At 32.2% G+C, this 20,497-nt stretch carries 18 protein-coding genes and 7 pseudogenes; 5 read left to right on the forward strand and 20 right to left on the reverse strand.

Features of this window, described 5'->3' with window-relative positions; all coding sequences use genetic code 11:
• Positions 1–30 precede the first annotated feature (30 nt).
• Positions 31–1,143 (reverse strand): NAD(P)/FAD-dependent oxidoreductase, encoded by a 1,113-nt coding sequence (locus ACZZ95_RS03270; RefSeq protein WP_463468000.1) that lies wholly within the window; start codon positions 1,141–1,143, stop codon positions 31–33.
• A 406-nt stretch (positions 1,144–1,549) separates the two neighbouring features.
• Here ACZZ95_RS03270 and ACZZ95_RS03275 point away from each other — a divergent pair.
• Together ACZZ95_RS03275 and ACZZ95_RS03280 are read left to right on the forward strand one after the other, a co-directional pair.
• Positions 1,550–3,450, forward strand: a pseudogene (locus tag ACZZ95_RS03275) (S9 family peptidase).
• 175 nt (positions 3,451–3,625) lie between these two features.
• Positions 3,626–6,061, forward strand: a complete 2,436-nt coding sequence (locus tag ACZZ95_RS03280) for an ATP-binding protein (RefSeq protein WP_463468001.1) — start codon at positions 3,626–3,628, stop codon at positions 6,059–6,061.
• A 27-nt stretch (positions 6,062–6,088) separates the two neighbouring features.
• Here the strand turns inward: ACZZ95_RS03280 and ACZZ95_RS03285 are convergent.
• The 13 genes and pseudogenes from ACZZ95_RS03285 to pdxA form a co-directional block, all read right to left on the reverse strand.
• Positions 6,089–7,454, reverse strand: a pseudogene (locus ACZZ95_RS03285) (sigma-54-dependent transcriptional regulator).
• A gap of 127 nt (positions 7,455–7,581) precedes the next feature.
• Complete coding sequence (locus tag ACZZ95_RS03290; RefSeq protein ID WP_463468002.1) at positions 7,582–7,875, reverse strand: PepSY-like domain-containing protein; 294 nt, start codon at positions 7,873–7,875, stop codon at positions 7,582–7,584.
• Positions 7,876–7,889: 14 nt separating this feature from the next.
• Complete coding sequence (locus tag ACZZ95_RS03295) at positions 7,890–8,039, reverse strand: hypothetical protein (RefSeq protein ID WP_463468003.1); 150 nt, start codon at positions 8,037–8,039, stop codon at positions 7,890–7,892.
• A 38-nt stretch (positions 8,040–8,077) separates the two neighbouring features.
• Positions 8,078–8,230, reverse strand: a complete 153-nt coding sequence (locus ACZZ95_RS03300) for a hypothetical protein (protein WP_463468004.1) — start codon at positions 8,228–8,230, stop codon at positions 8,078–8,080.
• A complete protein-coding gene (locus ACZZ95_RS03305) occupies positions 8,202–8,492 on the reverse strand; it encodes a hypothetical protein (RefSeq protein ID WP_463468005.1) in 291 nt (96 codons plus the stop codon). Before ACZZ95_RS03305 ends, ACZZ95_RS03300 begins: the two co-directional genes overlap by 29 nt.
• 29 nt (positions 8,493–8,521) lie before the next feature.
• Positions 8,522–8,819 (reverse strand): annotated as a pseudogene (locus tag ACZZ95_RS03310) (hypothetical protein).
• 73 nt (positions 8,820–8,892) lie between these two features.
• The gene (locus tag ACZZ95_RS03315) at positions 8,893–9,189 is read right to left on the reverse strand and encodes a hypothetical protein (protein WP_463468006.1); all 297 of its coding nucleotides are present in this window, start codon (positions 9,187–9,189) and stop codon (positions 8,893–8,895) included.
• Between the two features lie 375 nt (positions 9,190–9,564).
• Positions 9,565–10,915 (reverse strand): annotated as a pseudogene (gene accC / locus ACZZ95_RS03320) (acetyl-CoA carboxylase biotin carboxylase subunit).
• 84 nt (positions 10,916–10,999) lie between these two features.
• Positions 11,000–11,484: pseudogene (gene accB / locus ACZZ95_RS03325) on the reverse strand (acetyl-CoA carboxylase biotin carboxyl carrier protein).
• Positions 11,485–11,507: 23 nt separating this feature from the next.
• A pseudogene (locus ACZZ95_RS03330) lies at positions 11,508–12,508 on the reverse strand (beta-ketoacyl-ACP synthase III).
• A 172-nt stretch (positions 12,509–12,680) separates the two neighbouring features.
• Positions 12,681–12,875, reverse strand: coding sequence for a 50S ribosomal protein L32 (gene rpmF / locus ACZZ95_RS03335; RefSeq protein ID WP_031455170.1), 195 nt, complete (start codon positions 12,873–12,875; stop codon positions 12,681–12,683).
• Between the two features lie 9 nt (positions 12,876–12,884).
• Positions 12,885–13,427 carry a YceD family protein gene (locus tag ACZZ95_RS03340; protein WP_463468007.1) on the reverse strand — a complete coding sequence of 181 codons (543 nt, stop codon included), beginning with the start codon at positions 13,425–13,427 and terminating at the stop codon, positions 12,885–12,887.
• 105 nt (positions 13,428–13,532) lie between these two features.
• On the reverse strand, positions 13,533–14,582 hold the full coding sequence (pdxA, locus tag ACZZ95_RS03345; protein WP_463468008.1) for a 4-hydroxythreonine-4-phosphate dehydrogenase PdxA: 1,050 nt from the start codon (positions 14,580–14,582) through the stop codon (positions 13,533–13,535).
• A gap of 57 nt (positions 14,583–14,639) precedes the next feature.
• Between pdxA and ACZZ95_RS03350 the strand changes: the two are divergent.
• Positions 14,640–15,231: pseudogene (locus ACZZ95_RS03350) on the forward strand (riboflavin synthase).
• Positions 15,232–15,261: 30 nt separating this feature from the next.
• On the opposite strand, the gene ACZZ95_RS03355 reads toward ACZZ95_RS03350, so the two are convergent.
• The 4 genes from ACZZ95_RS03355 to ACZZ95_RS03370 all read right to left on the reverse strand — a co-directional run bounded on the left by ACZZ95_RS03355 (position 15,262) and on the right by ACZZ95_RS03370 (position 17,210).
• Positions 15,262–15,420, reverse strand: a complete 159-nt coding sequence (locus tag ACZZ95_RS03355; protein ID WP_463468009.1) for a hypothetical protein — start codon at positions 15,418–15,420, stop codon at positions 15,262–15,264.
• A gap of 594 nt (positions 15,421–16,014) precedes the next feature.
• Positions 16,015–16,155 (reverse strand): DUF559 domain-containing protein, encoded by a 141-nt coding sequence (locus tag ACZZ95_RS03360; RefSeq protein WP_463468010.1) that lies wholly within the window; start codon positions 16,153–16,155, stop codon positions 16,015–16,017.
• Between the two features lie 13 nt (positions 16,156–16,168).
• Positions 16,169–16,435, reverse strand: coding sequence for a hypothetical protein (locus ACZZ95_RS03365; protein ID WP_463468011.1), 267 nt, complete (start codon positions 16,433–16,435; stop codon positions 16,169–16,171).
• A 262-nt stretch (positions 16,436–16,697) separates the two neighbouring features.
• Positions 16,698–17,210: a hypothetical protein gene (locus ACZZ95_RS03370; RefSeq protein ID WP_463468012.1), complete on the reverse strand. Its 513-nt coding sequence runs from the start codon at positions 17,208–17,210 to the stop codon at positions 16,698–16,700.
• A 312-nt stretch (positions 17,211–17,522) separates the two neighbouring features.
• Here ACZZ95_RS03370 and ACZZ95_RS03375 point away from each other — a divergent pair, with 312 nt between their 5' ends.
• Complete coding sequence (locus ACZZ95_RS03375; RefSeq protein WP_463468013.1) at positions 17,523–17,942, forward strand: hypothetical protein; 420 nt, start codon at positions 17,523–17,525, stop codon at positions 17,940–17,942.
• Positions 17,939–18,079, forward strand: a complete 141-nt coding sequence (locus ACZZ95_RS03380) for a hypothetical protein (RefSeq protein WP_463468014.1) — start codon at positions 17,939–17,941, stop codon at positions 18,077–18,079. The genes ACZZ95_RS03375 and ACZZ95_RS03380 overlap by 4 nt, the downstream gene beginning before the upstream one ends.
• A 209-nt stretch (positions 18,080–18,288) precedes the next feature.
• Here the strand turns inward: ACZZ95_RS03380 and ACZZ95_RS03385 are convergent, their stop codons facing one another.
• Both ACZZ95_RS03385 and ACZZ95_RS03390 read right to left on the reverse strand, forming a co-directional pair.
• The gene (locus ACZZ95_RS03385) at positions 18,289–18,786 is read right to left on the reverse strand and encodes a chlororespiratory reduction 6 domain-containing protein (RefSeq protein WP_463468015.1); all 498 of its coding nucleotides are present in this window, start codon (positions 18,784–18,786) and stop codon (positions 18,289–18,291) included.
• Complete coding sequence (locus tag ACZZ95_RS03390) at positions 18,773–20,371, reverse strand: hypothetical protein (RefSeq protein WP_463468016.1); 1,599 nt, start codon at positions 20,369–20,371, stop codon at positions 18,773–18,775. The genes ACZZ95_RS03385 and ACZZ95_RS03390 overlap by 14 nt, the downstream gene beginning before the upstream one ends.
• Between the last annotated feature and the right edge of the window lie 126 nt (positions 20,372–20,497).

The raw sequence follows: 20,497 nt of genomic DNA on the forward strand, positions 1-20,497 counted from the left end.
TTTTTGGTGCTGGTTTTTTGGGTCTTGCCATTATATTAAATCTGCTAATTCTGTTCCTATTAAACTGCCAATTGCTATTCCCATTCCGCCTAAACGCACTCCACAAAACACGTTTTCAGACAGTTGAGAAACAACAGGGTTTTTACTATTTCCAATTCCCATAATACCGCTCCATCGGTGCGCAATCTGAAAATCCTGATTTGGTAAAATTACATTTTTCAGCAAATCTTCCAATTTATTTTGAATAATTTTCGTCAGTCCAAATTCAGTTGTAGTTTCCCCTTCAAAATCCAGATTTCTTCCGTCGCCTAACAAAATACGATTGTTTACATTTCTGAAATAATAATACCCTTTATCTAAATGAAACGTTCCTTTTATATCTAAATTATCAATGGGTGCTGTAATTAAAACTTGAGCCCTTGCAGGTTTTACAGCGCCACTCGTCAAAACACTTGCAAAACCATTTGTCGCAAAAAGTAATTTATGGGTTTTAAAACTGAAATCATTCAGGACAACTTCAACATGATTTCCCGCATCTGCGTAAGATGTTACGGTTTGCTGATTTAGAATTAAAATATTTTCAGAAACCGCTTGTTTCAACAATTCCTGCATCATATTTCCGGTATCAATCTGAGCTTCAAACGGATTAAAAATTAAATATTCCCGAATATTCTTAAATCCGAAACGGTCTATTTCTTTAGAAAAAACATCGGCCTTAAAAAGCGGTTTTAAAACTTCATTGATAAAAGGAATTTTAGAAACACATTCATCAAACCCAAATTCATCTTCTTTCAAAAACAATTCATAACCGCCGTGAGGTTTAAAATCAATTGTCGCATCTCCAAGTCTTTTTCGAAGTAACTGCAAACCTTTCCAGCGTTTCTCAATCAGATTTACAACATCATCTTCTGAGTGGGTTTTTAAATCTTCCATAATTTCAGAGAGACTTCCAAAACAGGCAAACCCAGCATTTTTCGTACTCGCCCCTTGTGGTAACATTCCTCTTTCTAAAACAAGAATTTTAGCATCCGGAAATCTTTCGCGTAAGCGTAATGCGACATGCAGGCCAACGATACCACTTCCCACAATTGTGTAATCAACATTCGTGAACCAGTTTTTTAATTCCCAATAGCTTAATTCCATTTCTCTGTTTATATAAATTCCAAACTTTTAAATTCCAAATTCCAATTTAGGAAATAAATTTGAAAGAAATTCTAATAAAAAATTCCAATAATGAAAATTCCAGATTCCAAATTTTAGAAACGGTTGCCAAACTCAATTGCTTTATGCCCTTCGACTTCGCTCAGGCTGACAAAACAATTATACTATAAGAAATAGAATTTCAACTCACCTGTCAGGCTCAAACTGACAACATTGGAATTTGGAATTTCACCTCACTGTCAGGCTGAGCGGAGTCGAAGCCTCTTACGTTGCGCCCTTTGACTTCACTCAGAGTGACAATTGGAATTTTTCCACATTGGAATTTTAACAATTTATTGGATTTTAAATGTTGTATTTTTAGCGCCACAAAAAATAGAATAATTTAATTATGAAAAAAGTATTATTAACAACCTTAATAGTAATGAGTTTAAACGCTATCGGACAGAATGTTATGTCGCCAGAATTATTATGGAAATTAGGAAGAGTGACACCTCTTGGTATTTCTAAAGATGCGAAAAATGTTGTTTTTAAAGTTTCTACACCTTCTGTAGAAGAAAATAAATCGACTTCTAAAATTTACACAATTCCCGTACATGGAGGAAATGCCACAGAAATTAAAGACACGAAAGACATCTTGGCGGACAAAAATATTTCTCCAGACGGAAAATATCTCGTGTATAATGAAGAAGTAAAAATCGATAAAGTTTTAGGAAAAGATTTTTATCCAAAACTAACTAAATCTGACGCTCAAATTTATGACGGATTAGATTACCGTCATTGGGATACTTGGAACGAAGGAAAATTTAACCATGTTTTTTATAAAGAAAACAAAGACGGCGCAAAAGGGATTGACATTTTAAAAGGTGAAACTTTTGATTCTCCTCAAAAACCTTTTGGAGGAGACGAAGATTATATCTGGTCGCCAGACAGCAAAAGTATTTTCTACGTGTGCAAGAAAAAGCAGGAACTGCTTATGCGATTTCTACCAACACAGATATTTACGAGTACAATTTAGAAACTCAAAAAACGACCAACAAAACAGATGGTAATTTAGGTTACGATACGGCACCGCAGTTTTCTCCAACTGGAAATTTATCTTGGTCGCAAATGAAACGTGACGGTTACGAGTCTGATAAAAACGATATTATTGTTGAGTTTAAAGGAATCAAAACGAACTTAACGTCAAATTGGGACGGGACAGTAGATAATTTTATCTGGAGTAAAGATGGAAAAACGGTTTTCTTTGTTGCGCCAATTGATGGAACAAAACAACTTTTCTCTGTTAATTTTCCAGGTTTAACAAAAATCGCTATTAATGTACGTCAATTGACAAATGGAGATTTTGACGTAAATGATTTAGTAGGTTTTTCTGGAGATGACATTATTGTTACAAGAAGTGATATGAATCATGCTGGTGAAATTTTCTCTTTTAATTTGAAGAAAAACACTTGGAAACAACTTTCAAATGTTAACACAGAAACATACAAATCTCTGACATTAAGCAAAACAGAAAAACGTTATGTTACTACTACTGATGGCAAAAAAATGTTGGTTTGGGTAATTCTTCCTCCAAATTTTGATGCTTCAAAAAAATACCCAACTTTACTATTCTGTCAAGGCGGACCGCAAAGTGCATTGACACAATCGTATTCTTTCCGTTGGAATTTCTCTTTAATGGCGACAAAAGGTTATGTAGTTGTAGCACCAAACCGTCGCGGAATGCCAGGGCATGGTGTTGAATGGAACGAACAAATTAGTAAAGACTGGGGAGGACAAGTTATGGACGATTACCTTTCTGCTATTGATGATGTTGCCAAAGAAAGTTATGTTGACAAAAGCCGTTTAGGATGCGTTGGTGCTAGTTACGGAGGGTATTCTGTGTTTTATTTAGCTGGAATTCACAAAAACCGTTTCAAAACTTTTATCGCTCACGATGGTGTTTTCAACACTGTTAGTATGTTGGGAACGACGGAAGAAGTTTTCTTTAACAACTGGGATTTTGGCGACGCATATTGGGAAAAAGATAATGCCGTAGCACAAAAAGCGTATACGACTTTTAACCCTGCGACATTGGTTCAAAACTGGAATAAACCAATTTTGATTTTCCAAGGAGGAAAAGATTTCCGTGTGCCAATCGGACAAGGACAGGAGGCTTTTCAAGTCGCACAGTTAAGAGGAATTAAAAGCCGATTTGTGTATTTTCCAGACGAAAATCACTGGGTTTTAAAACCTCAGAATGCTCAGGTTTGGCAAGGTGAATTTTTTAAATGGTTAGACGAGACTTTATAATTCATAAAAAGTACAAAATTACAGTCGTAGATTTTATATAATCTACGGCTGTTTTTGTTTTTGCACCTTACAATTATGTAACATATTGACTAAATTTACTTTTCTGTAAACAGATTTTTTTAGATAAATTGCAGGAGTTTACAATATCCCCAACTTACAAATCCTTCAGCAAAATATGGAAAGCAAAAGAAGTTACACCGCAGTCAAAGTTTTATTCAGCTATGTTGCATTATTGGCTTTGGTGGTAACCGTTGGATGGTTTCTATATTCTGAAAATGTTGTTTATAACAAACTGGAAGATAAGATTGCTTTCGAAAAAACTAAAATTCTAAGGGTTAGTAAACTTTTCTCCAATGTTTATAAAACCGAGAGTTTAGCAAGGCAGACCATTCAAAATAACTCTGAAAAAGATTTCAATAATTATTTGATCGAAACAGATTCGCTTCGTCTTCGCATCGATACTTTAAAACAAATTGTTACTACAGAATATCAAAAAGTACTTTTGGATAGTGTCACTTATCTTTTGTCTGAAAAGACAAAAAACATCAAGCAGTTAAAAGAAATAAAAAATAAAGCAGACGATGAAACTTCTGTAAATAATGCTATTGATGAAATCACGAAAATGGAGTTTAACCTTCGAAAACTTGAACTTCAAGATTTTACCAAAAACCCAAATCAATTGGGAAGTTACCAGCGTGGTGTTTTACAGCGATATGTAGATTATCTCAATCAAAATATTCCCGACGACAGCACCAATACATTGAGTAAAAAAGCTTCGGATTCTATTTTAGCCAATTCTAAAAAGCTATTGAGTACCGTAAAAATGAAAGCTGAAAAGAAGAAAGAATCGTTGAATTTTGAAGAAAACAAACTGCTTCAAAACGAAATGGCAATCTCAGATCAGTTGCGAAAAGTACTTAGAATTATTGAGAGAGAAATCATCATCAATTCGATAAAAAACAATTCCTTAAAAGAAAAATCATTAAAAAGAGTTAACGAAATTGTAACCGCTTCTGCCGTTATTGGCTTACTGTTAACTGTGTTTTTCTCTATTTTAATTGTGAGCGATTACTCAAAATCAAAAGCATATAAAAAACAGCTGGAAATTGCCAATTTCAAAACAAAAAATCTGCTTAAAAGTCGTGAACAGTTAATTTCAACAGTAAGTCACGATTTAAAAACGCCTTTGAGTACTATTGTCGGCTATTCTGAACTTTTAGGAAATTCAGACGTTAATACCAAGCAGTCTTATTTCATTAAAAACATTAAAAATTCTTCTGAGTATATCACACAGCTTGTTCAAGATTTATTGGATTTTTCTAAAATAGAGGCAGGAAAAATAGCAATCGAAAAAGTTCCTTTTTTACTTCCTGAAATTATTGAAGATGTTGCAAAGAATATTCAAACAGTTTACAAGCAAAAAAATATTGATCTTATTATTAATGTCGACGAGAAATTCCAAAACCGTATTGTAGGCGATCCATTTAGACTAAGACAAATTCTAACCAATATTATTGGTAATGCCTATAAATTTACCGAAGAAGGACATATTAGAGTTGCCGCTTACGCGAATGAAGACCAGACTTTTACCATTTCTGTTCAAGACACTGGAATTGGTATTGAAAAAGGAAACCAAAAATTGGTTTTTGAAGAGTTTGCCCAAGCAAATGAGAACATTGAAAAGGAATATGGTGGTACTGGTTTAGGTTTATCAATCTGCCAGAAGATTATTTCTATTTTGGGCGGAAGTTTAAGCTTAGAAAGTATTTTTGGAAAAGGAAGCACCTTTAAAATTCAACTTCCACTATTATTTGATAATAGTCAGCCAAGTTCAACTGAAGTAAAAAACAAATCCTTAAAAAACACTAAAAAGCAGACTTTTATTGTTGTTGATGACGACATCAATCTTTTGAATCTAACAAGCGGCGTTCTAAAACAAGAACAGCATCAGGTTTTGTCATTTACAAACGCTTCTAAAGCTTTGGAAACAATGCGACATACTGCTTTTGATTTTGTTATTAGTGATATACAAATGCCGGAGATCGATGGGTTTTTGTTTTTAGAAAAACTTCGTGAGCTTCCTCAAAACATATTCAAAAATCAGCCAGTGATTGCCCTTACAGGACGAACAGATTTAGATCTTTCGGTTTATAAAAATGCTGGTTTTACCACTGTTGTTAAAAAACCGTATTCACCAAAAATTTTATTGGAAACCATTCAGCAGATATTAGATCACGAAGAAATCCCTGCCACAGAATTTTCTGAAGTTACAGAAGATCAATCTTCTCAAATGTATTCTTTAGATACTTTAAAAGATTTTCTAGGTCATGATGAATCTGCTTTAAAAGAGGTTTTAAAATCTTTTATTGACAGCAGTGCAGATAATATAGAACTTTTGAAAACGGCAATACAAGAGAATAATCATGAAGAAATTAAATCGATTGCCCATCGTATTGCACCGATGTTTAAACAAATTCAGGCAAATGAAATTGGTCAGATTTTAAAGAAGTTAGAAAAAGACGATTTGAATACCTTAGATCTAGGCAGTATGTATGCCGATTTAAAAGAAAAAATGAATGTTCTTTTTGAAGCATTAAAACAAGAAGTTTAAAAAAAAGTAAAGCATTTTAAAAATGCTTTACTCTATATTATATTGTTTCAATTTGTTGTAAAGTGTTTTTCTGGTAATTTTTAAAAGCTTTGCGGCTTCAGATTTATTATTCTGCGCTTTAGATAAAGCATGAATAATAGTTTCTTTTTCATTTTCAGATAATGAAAAAACTCCATTCTCAGCTGGTCGCTGTTTTTGAATCTGGAAAAATTCTGCCGGAAGCACATCACTTTCAATAAAATCACCGCGAGATAAAAGTGTCGCACGTTTTACACAGTTTTGTAATTCACGTAAATTCCCCGGCCAGTTGTAGTTTTGAAAAATAGAAACTACCTCTGGAGAGAATCCGATAATATCTTTATTTAACTGCTGATTGGCTTTTTCAAGGAAATAATCTGCAAAAACCATTAAATCTTCGTCACGATCTTTTAAAGATGGAGACTGAATAGAGAATTCGTTGATTCTATGGTATAAATCTTCTCTGAAATCGCCGTTTTTTACTGCTTCACGTAAATCTTCATTTGTAGCAGTAATAATGCGGATATCGACGTTTATTTCTTTATTGCTTCCAACGGGTTTAATTTTTCTTTCTTGAAGCGCTCTTAATAACTGAATTTGGTTTTCATAGGAAAGGTTTCCAATTTCGTCCAAAAATAAAGTTCCTCCATTTGCCGCTTCAAAATAACCCATTTTATCACTAATCGCTCCCGTAAAAGATCCTTTTAAGTGACCAAAAAATTCACTTGCGACCAATTCTTTTGGAATAGCACCACAGTCAACCGCAATAAAATTGTTGTTTTTTCTCTGACTTTGCTGATGAATACTTTTTGCGATAATTTCTTTTCCAGTTCCGCTTTCGCCGATAATCAAAACAGACATATCAGTCGGACTTACTAATTCAATATGATCCAATAATTTTTTAGAAGCAATCGAAATTCCTCTAACAAATTCATTTTCCGTTGAAGTTGAAGTCGCTTTTTTTGCAGTTTTCTTTTTCGTTGGAACTTCAACTAACTCTTCCTTTTCCTCTTTGGGAGTTTGCAGTGCATTAGTAATAACCAATAAAACCTCATCTGGATTAAATGGTTTAGATATATAATCTGCTTGCTCCATTTTTAATTGCCTTAACTGCAGTGTTTACATCAGAATAACCTGTCATTAGAATAACTGGAATATCAGGGTATGAATCTTTAAATTCTGACATTAACGCAATACCGTCAAAATCAGGCAGACGAAGATCTGTTAAAATCAAATCAAAAGATTCGTTTTTAACCGCTGTACGTGCTTCTGCAGCAGAGAAAGCAATCGTTACATCGTACGCTTTTTTAACTAGAAATTTTTCTAATAATTTACAAAACGCGATGTCATCTTCTATCAATAATATCTTAGGCATTTGTGTTTAGGGAGTTTTTTGCTAAAATAAGACTATTAAAATTGGATTTTCACAAAATTATGCAAAAAAAAGAGATTGCAAGCGACAATCTCTTTTTCACCAAAAACATAAATCTAAATTCACCTAATTATATTTTCAACCAGTTACCATTGACATCTGAATACACAGTAGCCTTTTGGTCTCCAACTGATATTTCGAGTTTATACTCTTTTTTTTCGTTAACAAATGCTTTCTCCAGTTTTGCTCCCGGATAAGCGGTCTGCAAAGCTGTTTTTACAGCCGCAGGCACAGCATCTGCAGTAACCTCTGTGTATTCTGATTGAATCACAGTAGTTTTAATATCTCTTGAAACTGGCGATACGTTTGCATGAATTGACATTGTTCCAAGAAGGATAACTGCTGATAAGATTAATTTTTTCATGATGCTGATTTTAGTTATTTTTTGATGATGTTACCAGAAGCATCTGTAAAAATAGTATACTTCTTGTCTCCATTTGAAATTTCAAGTTTATACTCGTTTTTCTCGTTTTTATACGCTTTTTCAAGCTTAGTTTTCGGGAAAGATTTTTCAACTGTTGACTTCACTGCTCGCCGGAACGGCGTCTGCGACTACTTCAGTAAATTCATCTTGAATAAGTACTGATTGAGAGATCGAAATTGCGGGCAGAATAGCGGCATTTACCGATAAACTTCCTAAAACAATCGTCGCTGATAAGACTAACTTTTTCATAATATTGTATTTTAAAATTATTTTTTAAGAATATTACCCGAAGCATCTGTATAAACAATCGATTTTTCTTTTCGAACTGTTATCTCAATTTTGTACTCCTTTTTGTCGTTTACCCATGCTTTTTCAAGCACTACACCAGGATAAGCTTCGTCTAAGCCTTTTTTTACAGTTGCTGGCACTCCATCTACTTCTTTATATTCATCCTGATCATTAACTGTCTGCACCATTAAATTGGTTACAGCAGGGGTTTCTGCGTGCATCGACAAACTGCCTAAAACAATCGGCGCCGATAAGATTAACTTTTTCATAGTAATAGTTTTTAAGGGTTAGTTTTAGATTATTTTTTAATCCAAGTTCCGTCTGCGTTAGCAAAAAGATTTCCTGTTTTATCTCCAACAGTTACTTCAAGCTTGTATTCTGATTTTGTGTTTTTAAATGCTTTAGTAAGCACAGCATCTGGATATGCTTTTTTAAGAGCATCAGTTACAGCTACTGGAACTTCTTCTAATTTAACTTCTGTATATTCATCTTGAATAGAAATTGTTTTAACGATTGTATTTGATATTGGCGAAGTTGAAGCAAATGATGTTAAACCTCCCAAAACGATTGCGTACTGATAAAAATAAATTTTTCATGATAATTGTATTTTAATATTGTTAATTTGATCTTAGTATTCTTGATCTGGATTTTCACAAAATCTATATTAGATTATTTTTTAATCCAAGTTCCATCTGCATTAGCGAAAAGATTTCCAACTTTGTCACCTACAGTAACATCAAGTTTGTACTCTGCTTTTTCGTTTTTATATGCTTTTGTAATTACTGCTTCTGGATAAGCTTTTTTCAAAGATTCTGTAATAGCGACTGGTAATTCTTCTAATTTGATTTCAGTGTATTCTTCTTCAACAGAAATCGTTTTTACGATTGTATTTGTTACTTGTGTAGTTGAAGCGAATGAAGTTAAACTTCCTAAGACAATTGCGACTGATAAAAATAAATTTTTCATAACGTATATATTTTAATATTAATAGTTGTTTACGCTTTAGATAATGAAATTATTATGCCGTAATGAAAAAGATGCGTGCCAAACCCTGTAAACCCTTATCTTTAAAGGCTTTATTAAAATATGCCAAAAAATAAGAAAATTCAAAAAGTGTGTAAAAGGCGAAAAAGGTGTGTAATAAGTAAACACTTAAAGTGTAACCTTGAGGAAATTTTTAATTTAAATCTCAATTTTTAAAAATTCCAAATTCCAAAATTTAAGGTATGAGGTTTCAATTTCAGTGGAATTTGGGATTTAAAATTTTGGAATTAAAATTTTGGAATTTTAAAAAACGGTTATAAAGAAAAAAGGCTGTCAAAAAATTGACAGCCTTTATAATTATTCTGGAGCATTCATTTTAAATGTATCCATAAATGCAGTTGTATAATCTCCTGCAATATATTTTGGATCGTCCATTAATTGTCTATGGAAAGGTATTGTAGTTTTTACACCTTCTATTACGAACTCATCCAAAGCTCTTCGCATTTTGCTGATAGCTTCTTCACGAGACTGCGCTGTCGTAATTAACTTTGCAATCATAGAATCGTAGTTTGGCGGAATACTATAACCTGAATATACGTGAGTATCTAAACGAACTCCGTGTCCTCCTGGCATATGAAGCGTAGTAATCTTTCCTGGTGAAGGGCGAAAATCGTTATAAGGATCCTCAGCATTAATACGACATTCGATAGCATGTAATTCTGGAAGATAGTTTTTACCTGAAATCGGAATTCCAGCAAGCAACCATAATCTGCTCACGGATCAAATCATAATCAATAACTTGTTCTGTGATCGGGTGTTCAACCTGAATACGAGTATTCATTTCCATGAAATAGAAGTTTCTGTGTTTGTCTACAAGAAATTCTACAGTTCCAGCTCCTTCGTATTTAATGAATTCAGCGACTTTTACAGCGGCTTCTCCCATTCTTGTACGTAAGTCATCTGTCATGAAAGGTGAAGGTGTTTCTTCCGTAAGTTTTTGGTGACGACGTTGCACTGAGCAGTCTCTTTCAGAAAGGTGACATGCTTTTCCATACGAATCTCCAACAACTTGAATTTCGATATGACGTGGTTCTTCAATAAGTTTCTCCATGTACATTCCGTCATTTCCAAATGCTTCGCAGCAGACTTCTTGACGCGCACTTTCCCAAGCTTTTAAAAGCTCATCTTCTTTCCAGATCGCACGCATTCCTTTTCCACCACCACCAGCAGTAGCTTTCATCATAACTGGGTATCCAATTTCTTTAGCTACTTTAAGTGCATGCTCATAAGAATCTAATAATCCGTCTGAACCTGGTACACATGGAACTCCTGTTGCTTTCATTGTAGCTTTTGCAGAAGCTTTATCACCCATTCTGTCAATCATTTCTGGAGCAAGCACCGATAAATTTAATTCCGTGCTCTTGACAAATTTTAGAGAATTTAGCATTCTCAGAAAGAAAACCGTATCCCGGGTGTATTGCATCTGCATTTGTAATTTCTGCATTGCAATGATATTTGACATTTTCAAATACGATAAGTTACTCGGAGGAGGACCAATACAAACCGCTTCGTCAGCAAATTTAACGTGTAAACTTTCTGCATCGGCTGTAGAGTAAACTGCAACAGTTTTGATTCCCATTTCCTTACATGTACGAATTACACGAAGTGCAATTTCTCCTCTATTCGCAATTAATATTTTTTTAAACATCTTATTTATATTAAAAATTACAAATTCCAATCTCCAAATTCCAACAATTGGATTTTGTGATTTCTCTATTGGAATTTTTAAAAATTATGATGGATCAACTAAGAATAAAGGTTGGTCAAATTCTACAGGAGACATATCATCAACAAGAATTTTTACAATTTTACCAGAAACTTCAGATTCGATTTCGTTGAATAATTTCATTGCTTCAATTACACAAAGAACATCTCCTTTTGAAATTGTGCTTCCTACTTCTGTAAAAACAGGTTTGTCTGGAGATGGTTTTCTATAAAAAGTACCAATGATTGGAGATTTTATAGTAATATATTTAGAATCGTTAGCGACTGGTGCTTCTGGAGTTACATTTACAACTGTTGGAGCAGTAACTTGTGGCGCACGCCTGTGGTAAAGTCGCCTGAGTTGGTAATTGCTTGCACGTAAGTTGCTTCAGTTACATTTGTTTCTAAAGTTGTTCTGATGGTGATTTTTACATCATCCATTTCTAACTTCACTTCTGCAACGCCCGAATTTGCAACAAATTTGATTAGGTTTTGAATTTCTTTTAAATCCATAATGATTCGTTTTTAGTTTTAATTTATTTCTTATCGTAAGCCCATTTTAAATAGATAGATCCCCATGTGAATCCACCACCAAATGCGACAAAGATAACATTATCTCCTTTTTTAAGCTTATCTTCAAAATCAGCCAATACTAATGGTAAAGTTCCAGAAGTCGTATTACCATATCTTTCGATATTTACTAAAACCTTAGATTCATCTAATTCTAATCGTCCGGCAGTAGCATCAATAATACGTTTATTCGCTTGGTGCGGCACTAACCAGTCTACATCTTCATTTGTCAAATTATTTCTTTGCAAAATCAATTCGCTGGCATCGGCCATATTTGTAACAGCATATTTGAAAACAGTTTTCCCGTCTTGCATAATATTGTGCTGTCTGTTTTTTACAGTTTCTTCACTAGGCGGAATCAAAGAACCTCCGGCTGGAATTTTAAGGAAATCACGACCGACACCATCACTTCTTAAATATTCATCCTGTAAACCTAAGCCTTCATAATTTGGTTCAAAAAGAACTGCACCAGCTCCATCCCCAAAAATAATACAAGTAGCTCTGTCTGTATAATCTACAATTGATGACATTTTATCGGCACCAATTAAAAGTACTTTTTTGTAACGTCCTGACTGAACATACGCTGCATGACAGTTGACATTCCGTATAAGAAACTTGAACAAGCGACCTGCAAATCGTATGCAAATGCATTAGTAGCCCCAATTTCTGTTGCAACATACACTCCAGTAGAAGCCACCATCATATCTGGTGTTGCTGTTGCCATTATAATCATATCAATCTCAAGAGGATCAATATTTGCTTTTGCAATTAAATCTTGTGTTGCTTTTATAGCAAGGTAAGATGTTCCTTTATCAGCATCTTTAAGAATTCTTCTTTCTTTAATTCCTGTTCGAGTAGTAATCCACTCGTCATTGGTATCAACCATTGTTTCTAAAACTTTGTTGGAAAGTACAAAGTCAGGAACGTAAGCGCCAACAGCGGTAATAGCGACTGTGATTTTATTCATTATATTCTATTATTTCCTTTCAAATACTGCAATTTGAAAAATTTTTAAAAGACTTGAAAATTACAAAAAAAAACGAAGCGAATTTGTCTATATTTTCTTAAAAAACAAAAATTATAACCAACAAAAAAAACTCTCACTATGTGAGAGTTCTAGTATAATTTACAAAAACGTATTAAGCAACCGCTTCAGATTTATCGATAACAACTTGCCCTCTGTAGTACATTTTACCTTCATGCCAGTAAGCTCTGTGGTATAAATGCGCCTCACCTGTAATAGGACATGTAGCGATTTGAGCTACAGTAGCTTTATAATGTGTTCTTCTCTTATCTCTTCTTGTTTTCGAGATTTTTCTCTTAGGATGTGCCATTTTACTATATTATTTATCCGTTAATAGTTTCTTTAATTTTTCCCAACGCGGGTCAATATCTTCTTCTTTATTACTCTCTTCTTTTTGTTCTTTTACACTTAATTCATTCAATTTTGTTAAAGCTTCGGTTTGTAAAGTTCCGTCTTTAACTCCTGGATGAATTCTTTTAAGAGGCACCGAAAGTGCAATCATTTCATAAATGTATTGTGACACATCTAATTCATGTTCTCCGTGTGGCAAAATCAACAATTCTTCATTATCATTATTGAATTCATCTCCAAAGCGAACAATTAATTTCATTTTTCCTTTTATAGGAAGATCAAAATCTTCGCCTGTTAGATCACAAGGTACATTTACAGTTCCTTTGTGTTTGAATTCTAACTCTAACATGTTGCTTTTCTTTTCGAAAACCAAACTCACTTTAATATCTGAACTTTGAAACTCATCGTAATCAAAGTCCTTAAAGAACGTGTTATTTATCTGATACTCAAAATGGTGTTTTCCTAGTTTTAATCCTACGAAAGGAATTAAAAATTCTTTTGTTTTGCTCATTTCAACATCAATTTGATCAATTCAGTTCTAAAACTAGATGTCTGAATTGGGGTGCAAAGATATAAAATTATTATAAATCTAATAATCTTATTCACCTTTTTTTGTTTATAACTGTTTTTCTTTTATTTTAAGAGGTTTTTGACTAATCTCCTCATACTGATTACGAGAGCGAAAAATATCTATTGCAAGATAGACTGCCTCTGTAAATGAATTGTAATCTGCCATATCTTTTCCAGCAATATCATAGGCTGTACCGTGATCTGGAGAAGTTCTAATCTTATCTAAACCCGCTGTATAATTAACTCCCTTTCCAAAAGATAATGTTTTAAACGGAATCAATCCTTGGTCGTGATACATTGCTACAATAGCATCATATTTTTCAAATTGACCGCTTCCAAAAAAACCATCTGCAGGAAATGGTCCAAAAACCATTGTTCCCGATTCGAATATTTTTTTCAAAGTTGGTTTTAAAACCAAATCGTCTTCTTTTCCAATTACACCGCCATCACCAGCATGCGGATTCAGACCTAAAACTGCAATCTTCGGTTTCACAATACTAAAATCCTGAACCAAAGATTTTCTAATGGTTTCTATTTTCTTAGTGATTAACTCCTCAGTTAAATGAGAAGCAACTTCATTCAATGGTACATGATCTGTAATAAGACCAACTCTTAAATTATCCTGAACCATCATCATCAGCGCATTGCCTTCTAATTGCTGATCTAAATAATCAGTGTGACCTGGAAATTTAAAATCTTCAGATTGTATATTATACTTATTAATAGGCGCTGTAACTAAAACATCTATTTCTTCATCTTTTAAGGCTTTTGTTGCTGCGGTGAAAGATTTTATAGCATACTCTCCTATTTTAGGATCATTAGCTCCATAATTTATATCTACTCCTTCTTTCCAAAGATTTAAAACATTTACTTTTCCGGGAATAACTTGATCCAATTTATCAACTCCGTGAAATTGAACTGTCGATGTAAAACTTTTTTTAACGAATGAAAGAATTTTAGCATTAGCAAAAATAACCGGCGTACATAATTCTAACATGCGAGAATCTTCGAATGTTTTTAGTATAACTTCGCTTCCAATACCGTTTAAATCTCCTACTGAAATTCCAACAATTATATTTTCTGCTTTTTTATTCATGAGCTCAGTTTATTTATTACTAATTTTGATGTGCAAATTTAGTAAAATAAAACTACAATGTTCACAGGAATTATAGAAACACTCGGCAGGATTCACGAAATTCAAAAAGACCAAAATAATCTTCACATAACAGTTGACGCTTCGATCACTAACGAATTAAAAATAGACCAAAGCGTTTCGCATAACGGAATATGCTTAACAGTCGTAGCCATTAAAGATTCTCTTTATACTGTAACAGCGATCGATGAAACTATTTTAAAAACCAATATCGGCGATTGGAAAGCGGGTGAAGTAGTAAATTTAGAAAAGAGGAATGAAACTTGGCGATCGTCTGGACGGGCATATTGTACAAGGGCACGTTGACCAAACCGGAACTTGTATTAAAATTGAAGAAGCCAACGGAAGCTGGAATTACACTTTTGAATATGACAAAAATCTAAACAATATCACAATAGAAAAGGGTTCTATTACAGTAAACGGCGTAAGTCTTACCGTTGTAAATTCTAAGGAAAATGAATTTAGTGTCTCAATTATACCTTATACTTACGAGCACACAAATTTTAGAGATTTCAAAGTAGGGACTAAAATCAACCTAGAATTTGATGTAGTTGGAAAATATATTTCAAGACTGTATTCAATAAATAAATAGTTTCTTGAATTTCAAAAAAAAAGCTTCAAATTAATTTGAAGCTTTTTTTGTGTTTTTATATATTACAGTCGATCCAAGAACTAAACCGCCTATTAATAGAATTAATATATTTTGATTTATTGGAAATTCACCGGCCCCACCTCCAATACCATCATCGCCAGGATCATCTGTACCTGAGGTACTAGCCATACGCGCAGTCGGCGGTGGCGCGTACCTGCACACACAAACGAAGTATTAAACAATATTAACGCAACTGCTAAAAAGGGGGCTTTTAGATTTTTCATAAATTCAAGCTGTTGTAAACAGCAAGCTATAATTATTAACAAATTTACTTTAATAGAAATTTCGCACAAATACTGTTTTATCTGCAAAATCTTGGGACAAAAGTATAAGTTTTTTGAAGAAAAGCAACTTTTAAAACAAAAAACACACAACAAATTTTAACACTTTTTTTATTAAACCGCCGAATACCTTTTTAGAAAACGTTGTAGCTCATAAAAACCTCATTTTCATCACTATTTAATTACTAAACAGCCTTATAGGAATTTCCTGATTTTAAAAAATAAACGAAACATTTAAACCAAAGCAAAACATCTATTTACCAAAATACGTAAAAAAACAAGGTTTAGATTTTTACAATTTTCATTTTAAGAAACTAATAGATATTTAGTTATCTTTTTTATCTAAAAACTGACAAATATTTACATTATAAAGAAAGATCAAAAGATGAAGTATTAACTTCAAAACAGCTAAATTATTGTACAGATTTACAGCAAAAAAAAATCAATCCTTTAAAAGAAGAATTGTCTCTTCAATTTTTGCAAGACAAAGATCTAGTTCTTTTTGAATCTGTTTACTCCAAAATCGTATAACAGTCCAATTTTGAGAAAGCAGATAAGCATTTACTTCTTCGTCCCGCTTCATATTTCTTTCAATTTTAGGAATCCAATATTCTCGATTTGATTTTATACGCAGTTGCTTGCACTTCCCAATCTTTTCCGTGGAAAAATTCGCTGTCGACGAAAATAGCAAGTTTGTATTTTGCAAAAGTTAGATCAGGTTTTCCAAATATCTTTTTATTGTTTTTTCGATATCGATAGCCCAGTTTCCATAATGCCCTGGCAAGCCTTATTTCATCTTTTGTCTCGGTGCTTTTTATAGCCTGCATATTTTTTCTCCGCTGTTCGGGAGTTAAATTATCCATTACTCGTTAAGATTAAATTTGTCTTTAAAACATAAATTTAATCTATTTTTCTTTTAAACCGGAATACAATTTTTCCAAATGATGCAAATCGCCTGACTGAATATAATAATTGGCCGCATCCATTTTGGTTTTAGCATTCAGCAATGCATTTTTAGGAATAACATATTGATTTTTAATAATATGTCGAATTGTTACTATAGAAGAACATCCAGGAACATCATAAAACCAAACCGTTTTTTCAATTTCCTGCCATAAATTTTCTTTACTCTCGGTGATTTTTTTTTAGAATAAATTTTATATCAGGCTTTATTCTCACCAAAACAAAAAAATCATAAACAGCAATATTTAAATTATCATGATTCGGAACATATCTTCCTTCAAAATCCCAATCTTTAGTTTCCAGAAGAAAAAGATTAGAAAAGAAAGCGACCGATTTTACACAGATAAATTTTCCGTTTGCTTTTAAATCGGTTTCATCCCAAATTCCTTTTCCATGAATACTAAAATCTGGAGCTTCTACATCTATATTTTGAAGTTTCAAATTTTGATACAGCATAATTTCTGCTAATTTGCCCTGAAACGTATTTTGAAAAATTTCTTTATCTGATCGGTGCCACTGTCCGCCCGATCTGCAAATTCGATGAAATCCTTCTCCATAAACCATTTCATAAGCAAAATCAAAAGCTTGTTTTACAAAAGCAGGATCAACAGCATTTTCTTCAAAAGTCTTTTTTGAAGTAATGAAATAATTATTGTCCTTTTGTTTCAGTTTCATGTTTTACTATTCTCTGCAAAAAAGTAAAAATACATTTTTAATTGATAGAATAATATTACAAATTTATTTTACAGCAATAAAAAAGCCTTTACATTGCTGTAAAGGCTTTCTATTTCTAAAGTAGTGGTCCCACCTGCACCACCAATAACCTCATCACTTTTATTGTATTTTACCGTATTTACTACCGTTAAAGCCTATAAATACTAAAATTTAAATTAAACAAAATCCGTAGGTTGCAGAACGACAAACAAAAAAACGACATGTTCAAAGCGAATATTCACTTTCACATGATTACCAACGAATATTGGAAAATTGAAAAAATGGTGGAATTACTGGCTTGATCTGCAAAATAAAAACGGTATAGTTCCTAGAGATGAAAATTACAAACCCTCCTCCGCTTTTGATGTTCGGGAACTAAATTCAAACAACATTAGGTCAATTGCTTCTTACGCTACAAAATATGTCACAAAGAACAATGATAAATTTAAATTCCAGGTCTGGAACTGTTCACGCCAAGTTTCAGAACTCTACACCGATTTTTACACAGATTCTAGTTTTGTAGAAGAATTTAAAAAACTGGACGCCGCATTAAAAGAATTTGAAGTAAAAGACCACAGCAATAGACTTATGATAAATGTAAAAATGATAAACTTAAATCGACAGACATTACCTCTTTATAAAAGATTGGATAATAAAAATAAAGCAATAACTAATAAAATAAAAGAAAAATGAGCCTTAATAAGAAACTAAAAGAATTGCCAGAAAACACAAAATTTGCGACGTTCAATTCAGACAATGAAGACATTATTCTTGGCGAATATTTATTAGCAATTTTGATTTACAATGACAATCATTTAATGAGATTTTAGAAAAAACTGATGAAATTGAAGATAAAAAAGAAAGAGAAGAGGTTCAGGAGATTATTACTGAGATGGTTTTAAATTTTATTAATCTTAATCCTGAATTTGCTAAAATTCTCGAACAAAATAATATAGCTCATATTTTTTTTATCAATTGAGCATTTAATTATAATGCTAATAAAAGGAATATTAGAAAACAATATTCCCTTTATAGTTAATTATAAAAAATCACTAAACTGCTCTTTCACTGACATGCTTATCCTTATGTTTTCCTCGTCAGAAAGCCCCAACTTATCTGTTAATTCATTCAAATAATGAAAATGGTTTTTTAAGAATTCCAAAAATTGCACCATATCAAATTCTATATCCTTTCTTTGAGATTCACTATGTATACAAACAATAGGCACTAAAAGAGATGTAACTAAACCTAAAGGCGATTTTGACTTTTCTACATCCTTAGCTAAAAAATAAAACCAGTATGGAAACAATCTATCTAAGACAGAAAAATAATTTCGAACCTCTTCAATTTCATACAACTCTCGTGGATCATCATCATAACCTTCAATCATAATAAACAGTTTATTCTCAAAATTTATTGCATCTAACAAGATACTATCATAGAATTCAACAATTTTACCAAAATCAGAACTATCAACTTCCTCTTTAGTAGTTACAACAACAATTGTATCATATTTTTCCACATCAATTTGATTCATATTTTTTGTTTATTAAATTCAAAAATTCAAAATAAGTTAACACAGTATAATCAGCGACAAGAAATTTAATTGGACTAGGAGCTCCCGTAACAAAATATTTTTCTACTTTATATTCTTCAGAAATATGAATATTAAAAAAATTTGACAGAGCATCATAATTCGCTTCTACCCAATCAATCTTTTTCAAAAATTTAGCATGATATTTTTTTTGCTTATAATGGTCGCTTATTGTTTTACCTGAAGCGCGAGCATCTTTAACAGGAGCAATATTTTTTGCCTCTATCACATATATTATTTTGTTTTTGTCATCAATCGAAAGAGCATCAATTTCACCACATGGCAATTTTTTCTTTTCAACTTCCTCAAGAGAAAAACAAGGAAGTCCTCTATTTAAAAAAATATTCTTAATATTATTTTCAAATATATTGCGATGAAAGAAGTCCTCAATTTTAGTAATGCTAATTTTTAAATCATTACTTATTTCTTTTAAATCTGTTCTTTTTCCAAAAATTAATCTCTCAATAAAATTAATTTTCCACTCCCACAATAAAGCAAAAGAAACAATACAATGATTTTTAAATAATTTTATACCTTCATCCTCTAACGCAGTATCTTCATAAATTGTTTTAAAATTATCATCAAGATTAAACTTACAGCCTGCAAAATTTAGCATTCTACTATTTTGGCTTTTTTTTAGGTAGTCTCTTTTTTCATAATTCAAATCACTAACCTCAAAAAAAACAAAATTGACTAAATTTAGAATTCTTTCTACTGGTAAAGAAGTATATTCGGAAAGCAAACATATTAATGCATCAGTAGGCATTACTAGAATTGTAGCACTAATTTCTGGAACAACTTTTTCTTTAAGAACTTGAATTACGATTTCTACCTCATTTGTAGAAAAACCAAAATAATCATTTAATAGTAAATCCACCTGAGACATCAAATCTTCATTCTCAATATAATTTAATTCCGGAACTAGATTATAATCTATATTTTCGTGTTTATAATAATCAATTAATTCATCCAAAAACAACCTAGAGCTTTCTTCCACTTCAGGAAATTTTTTATAAATATTTCCTGAAAAAATAAGCTTTGCTGTTTTAAATTGTTCTTTAAAATAATGCATAAAATTAGAATTTTCAGCACAATAACTTAAACCTAGTAAGAATGTAAACATTTTACTTATATCATTATCACTAGGGCGTTGTTCGTCATATAACTCAACAATACTATCATTAGTTTTTTCTAATGACTTTTCAAGAACATATCTCCATCCATACCTCCCAATCGGAGAAAAAACAAGTATTTTATCTTTCAATTCCTTATCTAGACTATCTGTTTCTAACATCCTTAACGTCCAAAGTTCCAATTGTATATATGCAATTCTAACCCATGATGCTGGATGATATTTATTTAACATCAATTCAATTTCATACTGAAAATTTTGATATGAAGAATTGTAAAAATTTTTAATATCATCGATATCTGAAATTTCTCGAAAATATTGCTTAGGCCAAGATTTATTAGCTATTACGATTAACTCATTTGTTAATACGTTAGAGTTAGGCTGAAAATCGTTCATGAATAAGTACTTATATTAGTTTTTGAGTATCTTTAAATCAAAAGTAGGATTTTCTCAACAATAAACACTTCAATTTACTTTTTATAAAAAATTCGTCCCCTAGAAAAAAAGAAAGCCTTACAAACA

Source organism: Flavobacterium sp. AC267, from assembly GCF_979258715.1.